Origin of the sequence: Cohnella sp. SGD-V74 (assembly GCF_003001675.1) — a bacterium.
In the GTDB taxonomy this organism is placed as follows: Bacteria; Bacillota; Bacilli; order Paenibacillales; family Paenibacillaceae; genus Cohnella.
On record NZ_PVYW01000001.1, the window covers coordinates 312,268 to 330,205 of the forward strand.

19 protein-coding genes are annotated in these 17,938 nt (G+C 57.9%); 4 read left to right on the forward strand and 15 right to left on the reverse strand.

Going from position 1 to position 17,938, the window contains the following annotated elements:
* The 4 genes from B0G52_RS01465 to spoVAC all read right to left on the reverse strand — a co-directional run bounded on the left by B0G52_RS01465 (position 1) and on the right by spoVAC (position 3,016).
* Positions 1-954, reverse strand: coding sequence for an AAA family ATPase (locus B0G52_RS01465; protein ID WP_094041732.1), 954 nt, complete (start codon positions 952-954; stop codon positions 1-3).
* 178 nt (positions 955-1,132) lie between these two features.
* Positions 1,133-1,483, reverse strand: a complete 351-nt coding sequence (gene spoVAE / locus B0G52_RS01470; RefSeq protein ID WP_094041991.1) for a stage V sporulation protein AE — start codon at positions 1,481-1,483, stop codon at positions 1,133-1,135.
* Entirely contained in the window at positions 1,483-2,517 is a 1,035-nt protein-coding gene (spoVAD, locus tag B0G52_RS01475) for a stage V sporulation protein AD (protein WP_198960571.1), read from the reverse strand. The genes spoVAE and spoVAD overlap by 1 nt, the downstream gene beginning before the upstream one ends.
* Positions 2,504-3,016, reverse strand: a complete 513-nt coding sequence (spoVAC, locus tag B0G52_RS01480) for a stage V sporulation protein AC (protein WP_094041734.1) — start codon at positions 3,014-3,016, stop codon at positions 2,504-2,506. Before spoVAC ends, spoVAD begins: the two co-directional genes overlap by 14 nt.
* A 185-nt stretch (positions 3,017-3,201) precedes the next feature.
* Here spoVAC and sigK point away from each other — a divergent pair, with 185 nt between their 5' ends.
* A complete protein-coding gene (gene sigK, locus B0G52_RS01485; protein ID WP_094041735.1) occupies positions 3,202-3,903 on the forward strand; it encodes an RNA polymerase sporulation sigma factor SigK in 702 nt (233 codons plus the stop codon).
* Positions 3,904-4,016: 113 nt separating this feature from the next.
* Here the strand turns inward: sigK and B0G52_RS01490 are convergent, their stop codons facing one another.
* The 3 genes from B0G52_RS01490 to B0G52_RS01495 form a co-directional block, all read right to left on the reverse strand.
* Positions 4,017-4,364: a hypothetical protein gene (locus B0G52_RS01490; protein WP_094041736.1), complete on the reverse strand. Its 348-nt coding sequence runs from the start codon at positions 4,362-4,364 to the stop codon at positions 4,017-4,019.
* Between the two features lie 331 nt (positions 4,365-4,695).
* Positions 4,696-4,845: a hypothetical protein gene (locus B0G52_RS35490; protein WP_158223530.1), complete on the reverse strand. Its 150-nt coding sequence runs from the start codon at positions 4,843-4,845 to the stop codon at positions 4,696-4,698.
* Positions 4,846-5,020: 175 nt separating this feature from the next.
* Entirely contained in the window at positions 5,021-5,467 is a 447-nt protein-coding gene (locus tag B0G52_RS01495; RefSeq protein WP_094041737.1) for a tellurite resistance TerB family protein, read from the reverse strand.
* Between the two features lie 186 nt (positions 5,468-5,653).
* Here B0G52_RS01495 and B0G52_RS01500 point away from each other — a divergent pair, with 186 nt between their 5' ends.
* Complete coding sequence (locus B0G52_RS01500) at positions 5,654-6,316, forward strand: 3'-5' exonuclease (protein WP_094041738.1); 663 nt, start codon at positions 5,654-5,656, stop codon at positions 6,314-6,316.
* A gap of 22 nt (positions 6,317-6,338) precedes the next feature.
* Here the strand turns inward: B0G52_RS01500 and B0G52_RS01505 are convergent, their stop codons facing one another.
* The 6 genes from B0G52_RS01505 to B0G52_RS01530 are packed head-to-tail and all read right to left on the reverse strand — an operon-like array spanning position 6,339 to position 11,175.
* Positions 6,339-7,253, reverse strand: coding sequence for an urease accessory protein UreD (locus tag B0G52_RS01505; RefSeq protein ID WP_094041739.1), 915 nt, complete (start codon positions 7,251-7,253; stop codon positions 6,339-6,341).
* Positions 7,237-7,917, reverse strand: a complete 681-nt coding sequence (gene ureG, locus B0G52_RS01510; protein ID WP_094041740.1) for an urease accessory protein UreG — start codon at positions 7,915-7,917, stop codon at positions 7,237-7,239. The genes B0G52_RS01505 and ureG overlap by 17 nt, the downstream gene beginning before the upstream one ends.
* 27 nt (positions 7,918-7,944) lie before the next feature.
* Positions 7,945-8,676, reverse strand: a complete 732-nt coding sequence (locus B0G52_RS01515; protein ID WP_094041741.1) for an urease accessory protein UreF — start codon at positions 8,674-8,676, stop codon at positions 7,945-7,947.
* Between the two features lie 41 nt (positions 8,677-8,717).
* On the reverse strand, positions 8,718-10,433 hold the full coding sequence (ureC, locus tag B0G52_RS01520) for an urease subunit alpha (protein ID WP_094041742.1): 1,716 nt from the start codon (positions 10,431-10,433) through the stop codon (positions 8,718-8,720).
* Positions 10,434-10,458: 25 nt separating this feature from the next.
* Entirely contained in the window at positions 10,459-10,839 is a 381-nt protein-coding gene (gene ureB, locus B0G52_RS01525) for an urease subunit beta (protein WP_094041743.1), read from the reverse strand.
* Between the two features lie 33 nt (positions 10,840-10,872).
* The gene (locus tag B0G52_RS01530) at positions 10,873-11,175 is read right to left on the reverse strand and encodes an urease subunit gamma (RefSeq protein WP_094041744.1); all 303 of its coding nucleotides are present in this window, start codon (positions 11,173-11,175) and stop codon (positions 10,873-10,875) included.
* Between the two features lie 336 nt (positions 11,176-11,511).
* On the opposite strand from B0G52_RS01530, the gene ilvD reads away from it, so the two are divergent.
* Positions 11,512-13,182, forward strand: coding sequence for a dihydroxy-acid dehydratase (gene ilvD, locus B0G52_RS01535; protein WP_094041992.1), 1,671 nt, complete (start codon positions 11,512-11,514; stop codon positions 13,180-13,182).
* Between the two features lie 126 nt (positions 13,183-13,308).
* Here the strand turns inward: ilvD and B0G52_RS01540 are convergent, their stop codons facing one another.
* Positions 13,309-14,781, reverse strand: a complete 1,473-nt coding sequence (locus tag B0G52_RS01540) for a polysaccharide deacetylase family protein (RefSeq protein ID WP_094041745.1) — start codon at positions 14,779-14,781, stop codon at positions 13,309-13,311.
* 182 nt (positions 14,782-14,963) lie between these two features.
* Between B0G52_RS01540 and B0G52_RS01545 the strand changes: the two genes are divergently transcribed.
* Positions 14,964-16,121, forward strand: coding sequence for an AI-2E family transporter (locus B0G52_RS01545; RefSeq protein WP_094041746.1), 1,158 nt, complete (start codon positions 14,964-14,966; stop codon positions 16,119-16,121).
* Here the strand turns inward: B0G52_RS01545 and B0G52_RS01550 are convergent.
* Positions 16,078-17,889, reverse strand: a complete 1,812-nt coding sequence (locus tag B0G52_RS01550) for a peptidoglycan D,D-transpeptidase FtsI family protein (protein WP_158223531.1) — start codon at positions 17,887-17,889, stop codon at positions 16,078-16,080. The genes B0G52_RS01545 and B0G52_RS01550 overlap by 44 nt on opposite strands.
* Positions 17,890-17,938 lie beyond the last annotated feature (49 nt).

The window sequence follows — 17,938 nt, forward strand, 5'->3', positions numbered from 1 at the left end:
TCAGCGCTCCATCCCGACAGGCACGGGCAGCAAGCGAAGCACGTCCTGCAGCACCTGGGCGGTCGTAACGCCCTGCATGCGCGCCTCGGAGCGCAGGTGAATCCGATGCCCGAGCACGAGAGACGCCATCGCCTTCACGTCGTCCGGAAGGACGAAGGACCGGTGGTTGAGGAAGGCGTATGCCTTGGCCGCGCTCGTCAGCGCGACGGCCGCGCGCGGACTTGCGCCGAGCAGAACGGAAGAATGCTGACGAGTGCCCCGGATCAGAGCGATCAAGTAATCGGCGACCGTCGACTCCAGGTGGATCTCCTCGGCCAGCTTCTGCATGCGGGCGACGTCCTCGACTGTCGCCACCGCTTGCAGCGATTCGGCCGCCCGGCTCGCCCCCGGCTCCAGCACGAGCCTTTTCTCCGAGGCTTCGTCCGGATAACCCAGCTTGATTTTCATCAGAAAACGGTCCAATTGCGCTTCGGGCAAGCTGTATGTGCCTTCGAACTCGATCGGATTTTGCGTCGCGAACAGCATGAACGGGTGAGGAAGGTTATGGGTCTCTCCGTCTACGGACACCCTTCTCTCTTCCATCGCCTCCAGCAGGGCGGATTGGGTCTTCGTCGTCGCGCGGTTGATCTCGTCGGCGAGCAGCAGATTCGCCATGACCGGGCCGGGCCTGAACACGAATTGCTCCAGCTTCGGATGATAGATAGATACGCCGGTAATATCGGTAGGCAATAAGTCCGGATTGCATTGAATACGATGGAAAATCCCGCCGATCGACAAGGCCAGCGCCTTGACCATCTGCGTTTTGCCGGTTCCCGGCACGTCCTCGATCAGTACATGCCCTCCCGCGAGCATCGCAGTCAGCATGGAAGCGATTTCCTCTTTCTTGCCGTAAATACACGATTCCATATTATGTCTGATTTTATCCAGCAGTTGCATCGCGGCATGTTGATCCATTTCTCGTTCCTCCTATGGATTCTACTTCGATGTCCTTATTTTTTGGGGTCACTTTTCATTATACCGGAATTTGGATAGCATCGTAAATTTTAGTTTCTTCCAAAAATCCATATAAAAACAGCCAAACCCGGATCGGGTCTGGCTGTTGTTCGAACGCCCGCGGCGGCGTTGCCTGGCTTCAGCCTTTCGGCTTGACGACCAGCGCGGCAAGAAAAGAAAACACGATGGCGGCCGATATGCCCGCGCTCGTCACGCTGAAAATTCCCGTTATGACGCCGATCCATCCGACTTCCTGCAGCTCGGTCAGCGCTCCGTGAACCAGCGCGTTGCCGAAGCTCGTGATCGGCACGGTCGCTCCCGCTCCGGCGAAATCGACGAGCGGATCGTACCAGCCGACGGCGTCCATCACCGCGCCGGCGACGACGAGAAGCGACATCGTGTGCGCGGGGGTTAGCTTGGCGACGTCGAACAGCAGCTGGCCGACGACGCAGATGGCCCCTCCGACCACGAACGCCCATACGTAAGTCATCATCCGTTAGCACCTCCTTGTCCCGGATTGCCCGCTTCGATCGCGACGGCGTGAGCCACGCAAGGGATGCTCTCCCCTTGCTGGTAGGACAGCGGACTGAGCAGCGCGCCCGTGGCGACGACGAGAATCCGTTTCAGGTCCCCGCGGCGGATTCGCTTGAGCAGGTGCCCGTAGGCGACGACAGCCGAGCACGCGCAGCCGCTGCCGCCCGCCTGCACCTTCTGCTTCTCGACGTCGTAGATCATCAGTCCGCAATCGTTGAACGTCGTCCGGTCCATCGGCACTCCGTTGCGCTGCAGCATTTCGCTGGCGAGCGGATGGCCGACCCCGGCCAAATCGCCGGTCACGATCAGATCGTAGTAGCCGGGATCTCTGCCCGTCTCCTGGAAATGCCCCTGGATCGTATCGACGGCTGCCGGAGCCATCGCCGCTCCCATGTTAAACGGATCTTTAATGCCCAAATCCATAATCTTGCCGATCGTGGCGGCCGTGACGATCGGGCCGTCCCCGCTGCGAGCCAAGATCGAAGCCCCCGCTCCGGTTACCGTATATTGCGCTGTCGGCGGTTTCTGGGAGCCGTATTCCGTCGGGTAGCGGAACTGTTTCTCCACGGTGCAATTATGGCTGCACGTACCCGCCATGACGTATTCCGCCGCGCCGGTGCTGACGAGCAGCGAAGCGACGGCGAGGGATTCCATCGAAGTGGAGCAGGCGCCGAATACGCCGATATACGGCGCTTCGAGCTGCCTGACCGCGAAGGTCGTGCTGATGATCTGGTTCATCAAGTCTCCGCCGACGAAGAAATTCAGCTTGTCCTGGGGAAGCTTCGCATGCTGCAAGGCGATTTCCGTCGCCTGCTCCATGAGCACCTTCTCCGACTTCTCCCAGGTCGGCTGACCGATCTCCATATCGGGATGAACAAGATCGAAGTCGGCGGCCAGCGGGCCCTGGCCTTCATCCGGACCGACGACCGTGCCTGTGGCGATAATGACGGGCGGCTGCTCGAACACCCACGATCGTTTACCCTGTAACATCATGCCACGCCCCAATTCCGAACAGCCAGTACACGATGCCGACGACGAATGCGGCTACGACGCCGAATACGATGACCGAGCCGGCCAGCTTGAACATGTTCGCTCCCACGCCAAGCACGAGCCCTTCGGCGCGATGCTCGATGGCGGCCGAACACATCGAGTTGGCGAAGCCCGTGACGGGAACGGCGCTGCCTGCGCCCGCCCACTGCGCGATTTTATCGTATACGCCCATGCTCGTCAGAATAACGGCCAGCAAAATCATGACCGCCACGGTCGGATTTCCGGCATCCCTGGACGACATGTTGAACACGGTAATAAAAAATTGAGTCACCCCTTGACCGATCGTGCAGATGATTCCTCCTACCAGGAAAGCTTTCAGACAATTGGTCCATATGGACCGGGATGGCTCGCGCGCCTTGGCGAAGGCTTGATACTCCTTGGACGACATGGACACGGGCTTGTAAGCCCCGGGGCCGCGTCCGGCGCCTTTGACTGCCATTCGTAAAACACCTCCACGGGAAATCGCGATTAGTTTCGTCGCGTTCATTATTTCCCACTGCGGTGCAATGTCATTCGACAAAATGACTTTAATCCGGTGGAACAGGCACGGTTGGGCGGCTACCCACATACAATGATAATGCTTCTTTTTCCGCGAGCGATCCCACTTACGGAGGTGGCCATCCCGTGCCCGGTTTTATTACATCGATTGCTTTGTTTCTCAAACAGCTTTCCCTGCTTGTCTCCTACGTCAAAAACAATGCGTTCCCGCAGCCGCTTACCGACGACGAAGAGGCTTTGCACCTGAAACGGCTGGCCGAGGGGGATCCCGTATCCCGCAATTTGCTAATCGAACATAACTTGCGGCTTGTCGCGCACATCGTCAAGAAATTCGACAATACCGGAGAGGATTTGGAGGATTTGATCTCCATCGGAACGATCGGCCTGATCAAAGCGATCGAGAGCTTCCAGCCGAACAAAGGGACGAAACTCGCGACGTTCGCGGCCCGCTGCATCGAGAACGAGATACTTATGCATTTGCGATCGTTGAAGAAAACGAGGAAGGACGTGTCCCTGCACGATCCGATCGGAACCGACAAGGAAGGCAACGAAATTACTTTGCAGGATATTCTCGGAACGGAGCCGGACGAGGTTGTAGACAAGGTCGAGCTCAAGATTGAAAAAAGCAAAATTTACCGCAATCTCGACATTCTGGACGACCGGGAGCAGGAAGTGATCCGCGGCCGGTTCGGGCTGGACGGAGGCGGAGACGAACGAACGCAGAGGGAAATCGCCCGCGAGCTGGGCATCAGCCGGAGCTATGTATCGCGGATTGAAAAGCGGGCTCTGATGAAGCTTTATCATGAGTTCTACAAGGCAAAAAGATAAGGACGAAGAGCCCCTTCTTTTGGGGGCTTTTCTATATTTATGCGGTTATAAAAAAAATGCCCACGGCACACGTGAGCATTACAGTTCGGGTTATTGGTTAATAGAGTTCTGCCTTATACAGTCTTCACCATTAAATCGCCCTTTAACTGCCCGAAACTAATCGTAAAATTTCTTGCATTAAAGGCTTGCACGATCTTTTGGAGATGCCACCACCACTCATCCTCGGCCTGTTTCGAATGATGGAAGTCATAGATTGTTTTCATCTTTTCATAAAAAGCTTGGGCATTGGAAATAAGGATCAAATCATATCGCGTAACTTCATTCTTCTCATCGTCACTCAATTCATGAAAATATTGATGAATTTTACTTCTTAGATGCAGCATTTCGATCATCTCAAATGCGCTGGTATCCAGATCCCTAACATCCGCGCCATAATTTTGAATATCAGACTGTTTAACCATCTTCGAGCACCTCCTTAACTGTACCAAGGAAATGATAACCTAACTCAGCATCTAAATATTTTCTGTATGAATCCGGAGGGAAGATGGTCTCCATAATTCCATTTTCGCCAATAATGACAATCCAATAACCGCCATCTCCAAAAACGTAATAATCTTGTTCGAAGCCTTCTTTGAAATATACGTAGGTCTCGTGATCTGATGATGTACAGACTGCACGAATTAATTCGTGCAGTCTGCAACTTCAAAATCGAGTGAAAGATGACCTCTTCGCTTCCTTACGCAAAAAAGAGTCCTCGCTCCTCGGGGACTCTTTCGCGTTTTTTTGTTCCTCTTACCAACGCCATCTTGATTTCGATTCGCGCTTCTCCTCGCCTGCCTGTTCCTCCTCAAGCTGCTTCAAAATCTCGTTCACTTCATCCGGCGTAAAAGTCCCCTCGTCATCTGTATCCGGCAAAACTCGAAAATGATCTGCTGGCAACATCAAATCCCACTCCCTAACCGGTTCTTAAGACCCTGTATTCAACTTTTTCCTGAAACTATTGTACTACTTGGGTCTCAACAAATTCTGAACAAACAGGGGGTTCCACCCTGAAAAAGCAAAAAAATGCCCTCCGCCTCGTCGTAAAGACGAAACGAAAGGCATGGCGATGTGCGAATTACAGTCCGAAATCCGAAGGGTTCAAGTTGACCGCCCGGCAAATTTCGCGGACGACGTTCTTCTCCTGCTCGTCGAAATCCCCGTCCGCGGCGCCGATCGCGCAGCAGACGCTGACGACGATGCGGGCGATGTCCGGCTTGTCCTTGAACTTGATAATCGGCTTCATCGCCTCGGCTTTGCCGATCATCGCGTCGAAGTCGAAGTTGCCTGTATAGAAATTGAATCTCTCGATGACTTTGGCCGTTTCGAACACTTTCAGCTCCTCATTATGCTGAATGTAGCCGACCATCTTTTGCTTTTCCTCGCCGCTGATTTGGCCGTCGGCCGCGGCGACGATCGCGCAGCCCGCGACGACCGCGTCCATGAAATCCTTGTTCTTGAACTTGGTCACCTGGTCTTTCAATCCTTGCTTCATAGAAGCCAATCTCTGGGCAAACGTGCTCATCGCAATGATCCTCCCGAATGATATCAATATAGTAAACGAATAGCTTTATTGTAACGTAACGTCATCATTCGATCAAATTCGACTCCGCTCGTCGCAATTATTTTCCACACTGACAAATAGCCGGAGGAAGTCTATAATAACAGAGGTACGAAAATTCATTATCGGAACATTCTAGAGGTGCATGCAGTGATTATTATCGTCTACGACCTGGAAATGACCGTGCGGCGCAAGAAAGGGCAGATCGCCGAAATTATAGAGATCGGAGCGGCGAAGGTCGCGGCGGCGGACGGACAACCCCGAATCGTCGATACGTTCCAAGCGTTCGTCAAGCCGAGCGTCGTTCCCCAGCTGTCCGTCGATACGACCGAATTCACGGGCATCTCGCAGGAAAACGTCGACGCCGCGGGACTGTTGCCGCAAGTCGTTCGAGAGTTTATCGAATGGATGGGCCAGGAAGAATACTTCCTCTGCGCATGGGGCCCGGACGACCAGCGCCAGCTTGTCCAGGAATGCCGCCAGCACAGCATCTCGACGGACTGGATCGTCAATCATAACAATTTGCAGAAAATGCTGTCCAAAGTATACAAGCTCGAGAAGCATCAGCAGATGGGCCTGAAGCCGGCGTTGGAAATGCTGGAGATCCCGTTCAGCGGCTCCCATCACCGGGCGATGGACGACGCGGTCAATACGGCGCGCATCCTCGTCAAGCTGTACGACAAGTTCCAGTTCCGCCGCAACAAGCTCGGAGACGACACGAAGGTCGAGAGCGAAGTCGTCTATAAAACCGAGCATTACGAAAACTTGCCCTTCGCAGGACTCGCCAACCTGTTCTCCGATCCGGCCAAATAGAAAAAGCGGTCCCGGACCAACGCTAACGTTGACCAGGGACCGCTTTTTCATTTTCCTCCGCGCCGTTCATCCAGGCTTCCCGGATCAGCCTGAGGGGCGGCAAGCCGAGCAGCTCGCGCCTCACGCCATCCCAGGCGATCATGAGCAGCTTCTGCAGCTTCCATCCGGCGCGGCCCGCGGCCTGAACTGCGATTCCGCGCGAGGCCAGCCGGGCGACGCCCCAGACGACGCCGTCCGGCAGCAAGGCGTGCGCCCCGGCGATCGCCTCGCGCACCTTCTCCGCATGAGCCGCCGTAATCCGGTCAGAGAACGCCATAAACGATCCGATGTGCGTATACTCCCCGAAGCAGCCGGAATTCCTCAGGGGAAGCGACGAGGGCTCCCATTTCTGTCTCTGATAGTGAATGAGCTCCCCGCCGCAGCGTACGGTCAGCCGCGAATCGCAGCTGCCGAATGCGAACGCTTCTCCTCTGGACAATCTGCCCGGACAGAAAATATCGCTTATCATGCAGACCGCGCCTTCCGCCAAGTCGATCTCCGTCTCGCTCTTGAAGCGCGCGTCGCGAAACAGCATGACGGGCTCGGGAATCCATTCGAGCACGGCGCCGGCCTGCAGGTCGAATTTCTGTACGAGTTCGGCCGTTCCGCCGGATTCGCACGGATGGACGCGCGTATAGGATTGGTTCGTCGCGTAAAGGTGAACCCCGTCCGTTAACCGCCAGTCGAACAAATAACGGTCGCCTTCCAGCATGCCGGGCGAGCCGTCCATCTGCACGACGGCAAGCTGCCGGGCGTCGCCGGCACGAACCGAAAAGGCTTTGGCGATCTTCAGCGGCGACGAGTGATACCGGGAGAGCAGCGCCGGCCTGTCGCCGGACAGCCCCGCCACCGCCCTCAGCTCGGCCGTTCGGGCGACCGCGCTAGACGGCGGCCGCATGGCCCGTCTGCCGGGACACCCACTGCGCGACTTCGTCCAGCCCCTGTCCTCCGAACAGATTCGTGAAGAAGAACGGACGCTCTCCGCGCATCTGACGGGAGTCGCGTTCCATCACTTCCAGGCTTGCGCCGACGTAAGGGGCCAGATCGATCTTGTTGATGATCAGCAGATCGGACCTCATGATGCCGGGGCCGCCTTTGCGGGGAATTTTCTCTCCCTGGGCCACGTCGATAATGTAGATGAACCGATCGACCAGCTCCGGGCTGAACGCCGCGGCCAGATTATCCCCGCCGCTCTCGATCAGAATCAGATCCAAATCGGGGAACCGGCTCTCCAACTCCTCGACCGCGTCGAAGTTCATCGACGCGTCCTCCCGAATGGCCGTATGCGGGCAGCCGCCGGTCTCGACGCCGATAATCCGCTCTTCGGGGAGACATCCGGTATCCGACAGAATCCGGGCGTCTTCCTTCGTGTAAATATCGTTCGTAATGACCGCCAGATTGATTTTGTCCTTCAGCTCGAAGGCGATTCGCTCGACCAGCTTCGTCTTGCCGGAGCCTACCGGTCCGCCGATGCCGATGCGCATCGGGCGTCCGCTCTCCGCTTGCGGCGTCACCCAGCCGTCATGGTGATGGTGATGTCCGGGTCCTTTTCCTTGGCACATAGATAAATCCCTCCACAATCTATTGATTTAAGACATGAACAAACGGGAATACAGCGTCTCGTGTCGAATCATCGCCAGTTCGGCAAGCGGCATGGCGCCGTAAGCGTCGGCCGGGTCCATGTCCCGCACGGCCGACCACGCGGCGGCGACGGCCGGGAACAGCGCCGCCGTCAGGCGCTGGGCCTCGGTCTGACCCATCGAAATCAGCCGCAGCGCGGCGTTGACGCAGGTGACGACGGACGTGTACAAGTACCCCTCCGCCGCCCGGTCGAGCGGAATGCGCAGCGCCAGACAGATCGCCGCGTAGACGAGCGGATAAGTGCCATGGCATCGTCCGGCGCGGACGTCGTCGCGCAGCCTGCTCCAATCCTGCGCCGGGAACAATTCCGGAGCGAGCTTAAGCAATCTTCTGCCGATCTTCTCCAGGCCTTCGCGGGATTCCGGCGCGATTCTCTGAAAATGAACGAGCTTCTCGATACGGTAATCGTATCTCTCCCCAGCCTGACCGCCCGCGCCGGAGCCGCCGTCCCCCGCCGCGTACACGGCTTTTACAACCATCAAATCCCCGGTCGACCAGCTGTGACGAAGCATGGCCTCGATATAGGCTCGCAACTGCTCTGCGTTCTCCAGGCTGCCGTCCTGCACGAGCGTCTCCAATCCGAAGGAGTGAGCGAAGCTTCCGATCGGCAAAGCCGAATCGAGCAGCAATTGCAGCGACATCCAGGTTTCGGAGCGAGTCTCTTCCCCGCCCGCGGTCATCGATCCGCCTCCTTTCGCCAATCCAATACAGCCGGCCTCCCTTAGAACAGGAAGTACCTTTGCGCCATCGGCACTACGGTCGCGGGTTCGCACACGGCCGGCTCTCCGTCGATCGTCACCCTGTACGTGTCGGGATCGACTTCGATGACAGGCGTCGCATCGTTGCGGATCATGTTCTTCTTGCCGATGCCCCGGCAATTTCGAACCGGCTCTACTCGCTTCTGCAAGCGCAGCTCGCTCGCGATTCCCCGTTCGTAGGCCGCCTGCGACACGAAAGTAAGCGAGCTCTTGTACAGCGCTCTTCCGAACGCGGCGAACATCGGCCGGCCGAATACCGGCTGCGGCGTCGGGATGGATGCGTTCGGATCGCCCATCTGCGCGTAGGCGATGCTGCCGCCCTTCAGCACCAAATCCGGCTTGACGCCGAAAAATGCGGGGCTCCACACGACGAGATCCGCCCATTTGCCCGCTTCCACGGAGCCGACGATATGGGAGATGCCGTGAGCGATCGCCGGGTTGATCGTATATTTGGCCACGTAGCGCTTGATTCGCTCGTTATCCCCGCCGCCTTCGTCGCCGGCGAGCGGCCCGCGCTGCCCCTTCATTTTGTCCGCCGTCTGCCACGTGCGCGTAATGACTTCCCCGACCCGGCCCATCGCCTGGGAGTCCGAACTAATGATGCTGAACGCCCCCAGGTCGTGCAGGATGTCTTCCGCCGCGATCGTCTCCGGGCGAATGCGCGAATCGGCGAACGCCACGTCTTCGGGAATCGAGCTGTCCAGATGATGACATACCATCAGCATGTCTAGATGCTCCTCGATCGTGTTGACCGTAAACGGACGGGTCGGATTCGTCGAGGAAGGAATAACGTTCGGATGGCTCGCCGCCTTGATAATGTCCGGGGCATGACCGCCTCCGGCCCCCTCCGTATGGTACGTATGAATCGTGCGGCCTCCGATCGCGCGAAGCGTATCCTCGACGAAGCCCCCTTCGTTCAGCGTATCCGTATGGATCGCCACCTGAACGTCGAACAGATCGGCCACGCCCAGGCACGCGTCGATCGCCGCCGGCGTCGTCCCCCAGTCCTCGTGCAGCTTCAGCCCGATTGCCCCGGCCTCGATCTGCTCGATGAGCGGCTCCGAAGCCGAAGCGTTTCCTTTGCCGAGAAAACCGAGATTCATCGGGAAAGCTTCCGCCGCCTCCAGCATTCGCCGCAGATGCCAGGCGCCGGGCGTGCAGGTCGTCGCGTTCGTGCCCGTCGCCGGTCCCGTGCCGCCCCCGATCATCGTCGTCACTCCGGACGCCAGAGCCGTCTCGATCTGCTGCGGGCAGATGTAGTGGATATGCGTATCGATGCCTCCGGCCGTGACGATCTTGCCCTCGCCCGCAATGACTTCCGTGCTCGCCCCTACGACCATATCGGCCTGCACTCCGTCCATAATGTCCGGGTTGCCCGCCTTGCCGATGCCGACGATGACGCCGTCTTTGATGCCGATATCCCCTTTGACGACGCCCCAGTGATCGATGACGACCGCGTTCGTAATGAGCGTGTCCAGGACGCCGTCCGAGCGCACCGCGCCGCTGGACTGGCCCATGCCGTCCCGGATGACCTTGCCCCCTCCGAACTTGCATTCGTCGCCGTACACGGTGAAATCCCGCTCGATCTCGGCCCACAGCTCCGTATCCGCGAGCCGCACGCGGTCACCGGTCGTCGGACCGAACATGCCCGCGTAGCTTTCCCGATCCATCCGCATGATCTCCCGCTCCCTTTTTCCTCTTTATCTACGACTGCCCTTTTTTATCCCCAAGCTCGATCCAAGCTTTCAAGCGTTCGGCGACTTCCGGGGGGACGGCTCCTGCCGCTTCCCCTTGCGTGATGGCATTCAGCCCGAACGAGCGCTTGCGTCCGCCCAGCTCCGTCAACCGCACCGGCTTCTCTTCCCCCGGCTCGAACCGGACCGCCGTGCCTGCCGGAATATCCAGCCTCATCCCGAACGCCCGCTCTCTGTCGAACCGCAAAGCCCGATTCGTCTCGAAAAAGTGGTAATGGGAGCCGACCTGAATCGGTCTATCCCCCGTATTGCCGACGAGAACTTCCACCGTACGCCTTCCCTCGTTCAGTTCGATTTCTCCGGCCATTGCTCTAATCTCTCCCGGTATCATCGTCTTTCCCTCCCTTGGTGTACGTCAATCCGATCAAGTAATCGGGTTATGCACGGTCACCAGCTTCGTACCGTCCGGGAACGTCGCCTCCACCTGCACCTCCGCGATCATCTCCGGCACTCCCGCCATCACCTGGTCCCGGGTCAGCAGCGTCGTTCCGTAAGCCATCATTTCAGCCACGCTCTTGCCCTCTCTGGCCCCCTCCATGATCGCCGACGTAATGAGAGCGACGCATTCCGGGTAGTTCAGCTTGACTCCCTTAGCCAATCTGCGGTGCGCCAGATCGGCCGCCAGCGTGATGAGCAGTTTCTCCTTCTCGCGTTCCGTCAGATTCATTGCGCCCCTCCTTTTCTGAGCTTTCTTCCCATTATAGGGAATGCTCATTTTGTTGTAAATCTTTTACGTTAGATTATATAACATTAATTATTGAATTCATATGAGTTATTTGGAATTATTATGAATTTTCGTTGTTTAAATGTTATGTAAAATAACATTTCAGTAGTGGGAAGGCAGGTTTGTTGTGCGAGTATAAACCGAAACTTCCGACTCGCAGGGGATGACTGGAGAGGCGCAAGCCGTTCTGGTCAAGCTGTCGGCTTGTATGATAGAATCAATGGATAAGACATTCCGGTTTATCCGAAAGAGAGGGACTACAAGTTGGCTAACAAAAGAATGCGCTCCGACATGATCACCAAAGGCTTTGACCGCGCTCCGCACCGCAGCTTGCTTCGGGCAGCCGGCGTTAAGGAAGAGGATTTCGGCAAACCGTTCATTGCCGTCTGCAATTCTTATATCGATATCGTGCCCGGCCACGTGCACTTGCAAGAATTCGGCAAAATCGTCAAGGAAGCCATTCGCGAAGCGGGCGGCGTTCCGTTCGAATTCAATACGATCGGCGTCGACGACGGCATCGCCATGGGCCACATCGGCATGCGCTACTCCCTCGCCAGCCGCGAGATCATCGCCGACTCCGTCGAGACGGTCGTTAACGCTCACTGGTTCGACGGCATGGTCTGCATCCCGAACTGCGACAAAATCACGCCGGGGATGATGATGGCGGCGCTGCGCGTCAACATTCCGACGATCTTCGTCAGCGGCGGACCGATGAAAGCCGGACGCACCAGCGACGGCCGCGCCATCTCCCTGACGTCGGTATTCGAAGGCGTCGGCGCCTATATGACGGGCAAGATCGACGAGAAGAGCCTGACCGAGCTCGAGCAGTTCGGCTGTCCGACTTGCGGTTCCTGCTCCGGCATGTTCACCGCCAACTCGATGAACTGTCTGGCGGAAGTGCTCGGCCTCGCCCTTCCGGGCAACGGCACCATTCTCGCAGTCGCTCCGGAGCGCCGCGAGTTCGTCAAGCAATCGGCGAAGCAGCTGATGGAGCTGATCAAGCAAGACATCAAGCCGCGCGACATCGTCACCCTCGATTCCATCGACAACGCGTTCGCGCTCGACATGGCCATGGGCGGCTCGACGAATACCGTGCTGCACACGCTGGCGCTTGCCCATGAAGCCGGCATCGAATACCCGATCGAGCGGATCAACGAAGTGGCCAAGCGCGTTCCGTACTTGTCCAAGCTCGCTCCCGCTTCCGACCACCACATCGAAGACCTGCACAACGCGGGCGGCGTAAGCGCGATTATCCACGAGCTGTTCAAGAAAGAAGGCGCGCTGCAAGGGGACGTGCTGACCGTCTCCGCCAAAACGCTGCGCGAGAACGTCGAAGGCGCGGAAATTACCGATCACTCGGTCATCCGCCCGATCGACGATCCGCATTCCAAGGAAGGCGGCCTGTCCGTGCTGTTCGGCAACCTGGCTCCGGGCGGCTCCATCATCAAAGTCGGCGCGGTCGACAAATCCGTCGGCGGTTATCACCGCGGCCCTGCCATCTGCTTCGACTCGCAAGACGATGTGCTCAGAGGGCTCGCCGAAGGCAAAGTCAAGGAAGGCCACGTCGTCGTCATCCGCTACGAAGGACCTAAGGGCGGCCCCGGCATGCCGGAAATGCTTGCCCCGACTTCCCAGATCGTCGGCATGGGACTCGGCACGAAGGTCGGCCTGATCACGGACGGCCGCTTCTCGGGAGCCTCCCGCGGCATCGCCATCGGCCACATCTCCCCGGAAGCGGCGGAAGGCGGTCCGATCGCGTTCGTTCAAGACGGCGACATTATCGAGCTGGACATGAACAACCGCACGATCACGCTCGAAGTGAGCGACGAAGAGCTGGAACGCCGCCGTTCCGAATGGAAAGGCTTCGAACCGAAAATCAAACGCGGCTACTTGGCCCGCTATTCCGCGATGGTCACCAACGCCAGCCAGGGCGGCGTCATGAAAATGTAAACGAGACGGCACGGGGCTTGCGCCCCGTCCGCTTCATTGCCCCAACAAAAACAAGGCTTCCCTTCGTTATCCAGCGATAACGGAGGGAAGCCTTGTTTGACTTCACAGGTTATAAAGGAAAAAAGATTACACCAGCTTGCCTACCGTCTTCTCCTCGAATTCCCCGGAGGAACCTTCGGACGACTCCGCATCCGAATCCGCCGACCGTTTCCTGCCGCCCCCTTCGTCCGCTTTGACGGCGGCGCGCTCGCGGCCTACGCGGCGGACCGTCCGCGATTCGTCGGCCCACTTCAGCAGCGTATCGCGCTCCATGATCAGCATGCGCGGGTTCAACGACTCGCCGTGCTCGCGCACCCGCTTATTGCCGGAAGGATGAACGACCCGGATCATAAACCGCAAGTAAAGGTTCGTCGACCACGCGAACAACCCTTTCGGCAGATCGAACATTTCGAAGCCGAGACTCTCGCCTCCGCGGTGAATCATCGAGACTCCGTAGAGCGCTTTAACTTGGTCGCCATTTGGAACTGCCGCCAGCTCCCTCGCCATGTCCGGCAGCACCCGCTCGATCTCGCGGATGATCCTGATCGCCAGCTGCAGCGACGTCTTGGACTTCATCCCGCTCTCCACGAGCATACGGTTTTCGAAATGGATTTCCATAATCCGGTCTCCCGACTTAAGCGTCCGGCCGTTCTGAAGATTAAGCTCGGGACCCGAATATTTGCGAATGCGGTAATTGAAGAAACGGGCGTCTCCGATCTGATGAAGCCGGAATACGACATGGAACAGCTTCTCCCACAGCATCCACAGGCCGATGACGATCTTCTTGAACAGGCCAACCGAGGCGGCCCGTTCGGTCTTCGCGTCCACGGCCCGGCTTGCGCCCCTCCTCTTGGCGCCTTCGGTAACTTCGATCATCTCGTCGATGCCGATAAACCGGTAGCCTAGCTTGCGGCCGTCGTCCAATATTCTCCCCACAGCCTCGATCGTATTCTCCGGCGCGTCGCGATCGGCTCCGAACGTGCTTCCGCAATCGTGCAGCAGAAATACTTGTCCCGGCTTCAACTTCCGTCTCATCCGGCGGTACAGCTTGTCCGCCCCGATCCGCTTCTTCCAGTCCCCGAACAACGAAGTCCAGAGCACGATCTGAAGATGTCCGAGCCGCGAATAATCGAATACGTTCACGATCCCCCACGGAGGACGATAGTACTTCGGCTTCGATCCCGTAATCCGCTCGATGACGTCCGACGTCTGCCGAATTTGCCGCTTGACGGTGCTCGGGCGCATAAACCAGTTCATATGATGGACGTAGTTATGTATGCCCAGAACATGTCCCTCTTTGTGTATTCTCGCCACGATGTCCGGATACTTCTCCGCGTTCTCCCCGACAACGAAAAAAGTCCCCTTCGCTCCGTGGCGCTTCAGCAAGTCGAGCAGCTTGGGCGTATACTCGGGATCGGGACCGTCGTCGAACGTCAAGGAGATTCCGTCAGCCGACTTCCCGTTCATGAACACCTTGTAACCGAAAATCCGGCTGATCAAAGCCGGCAAAAAAGCGTAAAAAGTCAAAAAATAAAAACCGATCCATAGGATGATTTCCATGCTTTCCCCACCATCTTGATTGCCATATTAGTTGTGCGCGCGGTTATTAGCCTGCCTTATATTTTAACATATGCTCCGACAAAATAGGCATGCCAGTATGCATCTTTTTTGTTATCATGTACAATAGCAATAACTGGAATGGACAAGCTGCCCATAACGAACCGGAAAAGGAAGGCTGACAGATGCTCTCATTGTATCAAAAATACTGGAGGACCGCTTTTGATCTTGGCGTAATCGCGCTTACCGTATGGCTGACGATGTACGTATTCAGCTACTTGTACAATCTTGCGACGCCCGTATTTCTCTCCTTCCTCATCTTCTGGATCATCGAACCGCTGGCCAGACGGCTCAACCGCATCGGGTTGCCCAAATCGATCGCCACCGGCATCAGCATTCTGTTTTTCACGCTCGTCGTTCTCGCCGTTTTCTTCGGGCTTGGATACATATTCACGATCCAGATTACCCAGCTTGCGGACGATCTGCCGAAATACCAGAAATTGCTGCAGGGCCAAGTGACCTCCATCGCGGAGAGGCTGCAGAACGAAGCCGACGCGCTGCCTCCGGATGTCGCCCAGAAGCTGAGCAACGCCGCAGCATACGTGACCGACTTGGGCGCGAATTGGGCGGGCAAGTTCCTGAAATGGCTCGTCGGATTCCTGACTTCCTTCTCCTCGTTTATTCTGAACATTTCGATCGCCATCATTCTCGCTTATTTCTTGAGCCTGGAGATCGAAACCTGGAAGAAAGTCTCGACGGATCGAGCGCCCAAAACGCTCAAAATCGCCTTCGAATTTCTTCGCAACAACGTGTTCAAAGGAATCGGCGCTTATCTGAAAGCGCAAGGCAAGCTGATCAGCATCACGTTTCTCGTCATTTTCGTCGCCTTGCTCGCTCTGGGCGTAAACAACGCTTTCTCGATCGCCTTGCTTGCGGGCATCTTCGACGTGCTTCCGCTGCTCGGCGTCAACACGCTGTTCATCCCGTGGATCGTCTACTTGTTCATCGTAGGGGACACGACGCTCGCCATCTGGCTCACCGCGCTGCTGCTCGTCGTAACGCTGACCCGGCAATTTCTCGAACCTAGAATTACCGGACAGACCGTCGGCGTATCCGCCTTCACGATGCTTGCCTTTATGATGATCTCCCTGTCTCTGTTCGGCGTCGCCGGATTGATTCTGGCCCCGATTCTGATGATTTTGCTTAAAGCGTTGTACGATCAAGGCTACTTCCACAGATGGGTGCGGTTCCCGAACGACGAATTCAACGTGCATCCGCTTGCGCCGCAGCCCGCTGCCGCTACCGCTGGCGCCGAAGCTCCAGATGCCGAATCCCGTCCATAATGTTGCCGAACACCGTCGCGCCGCGGTTGCGCAGGCCCGCCGGCTGATCCTCGATCAGCACGGCGACCGCGTACCGCGGCTTTTCGCTTACGGGGCCGTAGCCGACGAACCAATGGTCGTTGCGGCCTTTTTGCTTGCCCGCAAGCTCCGCCGTGCCCGATTTGCCCGCAAGCGGCCACTCGGCCCCCCGCAAAGCGGCGGCGGCGGTCCCTTCCCTCACGACCGCAAGCATCCCTTTGCGCAGCGCCGCGGCCGTCTCCGGCTCGATTCGCCCGTACCTGGAAGGCGCGGACTGGACGTCGAGCGAAGCCATCAGTCCTCCGTCCGCATACCGAATCTCCTTCACGAGCCTCGGCGCGAACACGCGGCCGTCATGCACAATCGTCACAGCCATGTTCGCCGCCTGCAGCGGAGTGACCCGCACGTCCCGTTGGCCGATGCCCGATCCCGTTCTCGCTCCCCCGTCTTTGGCGATCCGCTTGTTCAAGAACACGGCTCCCGCTTCTTCCTCGCTAAGCAGCCTCAATGGATCGCCGTCGACGAACCGCTCGGCGTGCCAGCCCACTTGTCTCGCGAAGCCCAGCCGTTCCGCCGTAATTTGCAGCCAAGCCGGATCGAGCCGCTCGGCCAAAGTTGCAAAAGCGACGTTGCACGACTGCGCGTAAGCTTGCTCCAGCGTCAGATGACCGTGCCCGCCCTCCTTCCAGCACTTCAAGCCGTACTTGCCGTATTTTCCGTCGCAGTAAAACGTCTCGTGCCACCCCGTCTTGCCCGCCTCCAGCGCCGCCGCCAGCGTCACCGTCTTGAATACGGAGCCCGGCGGGACGGCGGTAACCGCATGATTGCGTTCGTCCGTGCCCTCGGCGCCGATATGGTAAGGGTCCAGCTGCGGAAGGGACACCATAGCAAGAATGTCGGCATTGGCCGCATCCAGCACGACGATCGCCCCTTTGCCGATTCCGTATTGCTTCAGTGCCGACTCGGCGATGCGTTGAATGTCCAGATCGAGCGTCGTCGTTACTTGAATCGGGAAATGGGGGTTGTCGTCCGCCGTTAATCGCAGCCCCAAGCCTTGCAGCGGTCTTCTCGTTGCATCCGTCACCTGCTTCACCGTCGTCTCGGATCTTCCCTGAAGAAGACGGTCCAACGATTTCTCCAACCCCGCGCCCCCAATCGCCGCCGTCGTCTTCATCCTTTTCCGGGAGATTCGATCCTCGTAAACAAGCCGAGCATACTCGGGATGCTGCGAGACGTAGCCGATCGCATGAAGAGGCGTTATGCCCGAGGGGTATCGATTAAGATAGGGCAGGACGGCTACGCCGAGCAGATTCGCCCGTTCGATCAAGCGTATCTGCTCGGCGGTCAGATCGGCCGCCACCCCGGAGCCCGGGCGGCGCCATACGGCCGGCTCCCGCAATCGGTCCAGCCATCCGTCCAGCACGTCCTCCTCCACGCCCAAGCTGGCCGCCAGCTCGCGAATGTCCCGCTCCGCTCCTCTTGGTTTTCCGTTGCCCGGAAAAGCCGCCAAGCCATGCACCGTTTGGCCGGTCAACAAGCGCCCCCGGCGATCGCGAAACTGCCCGCGTCCGCTGTCGAGCAGCAGAGCGTCGGAATGCTGCAGAACGGCGGATGCGCTCAGCGAGCCGCTCACGTTCTTCGCTCCGCCTCCCCCGATTTGCAGCCAGGCCAGTCTCGCCCCCAGCACGCCGAACAACGTCGCCAGCAGCAAGAGTATCCGAAACGCCCTCGTGGATGTTTCCCGCCTCATCTTTCGATTGCCCCTTTTTTCTTTTCTCCTCCCTAGGATTTCCATAATT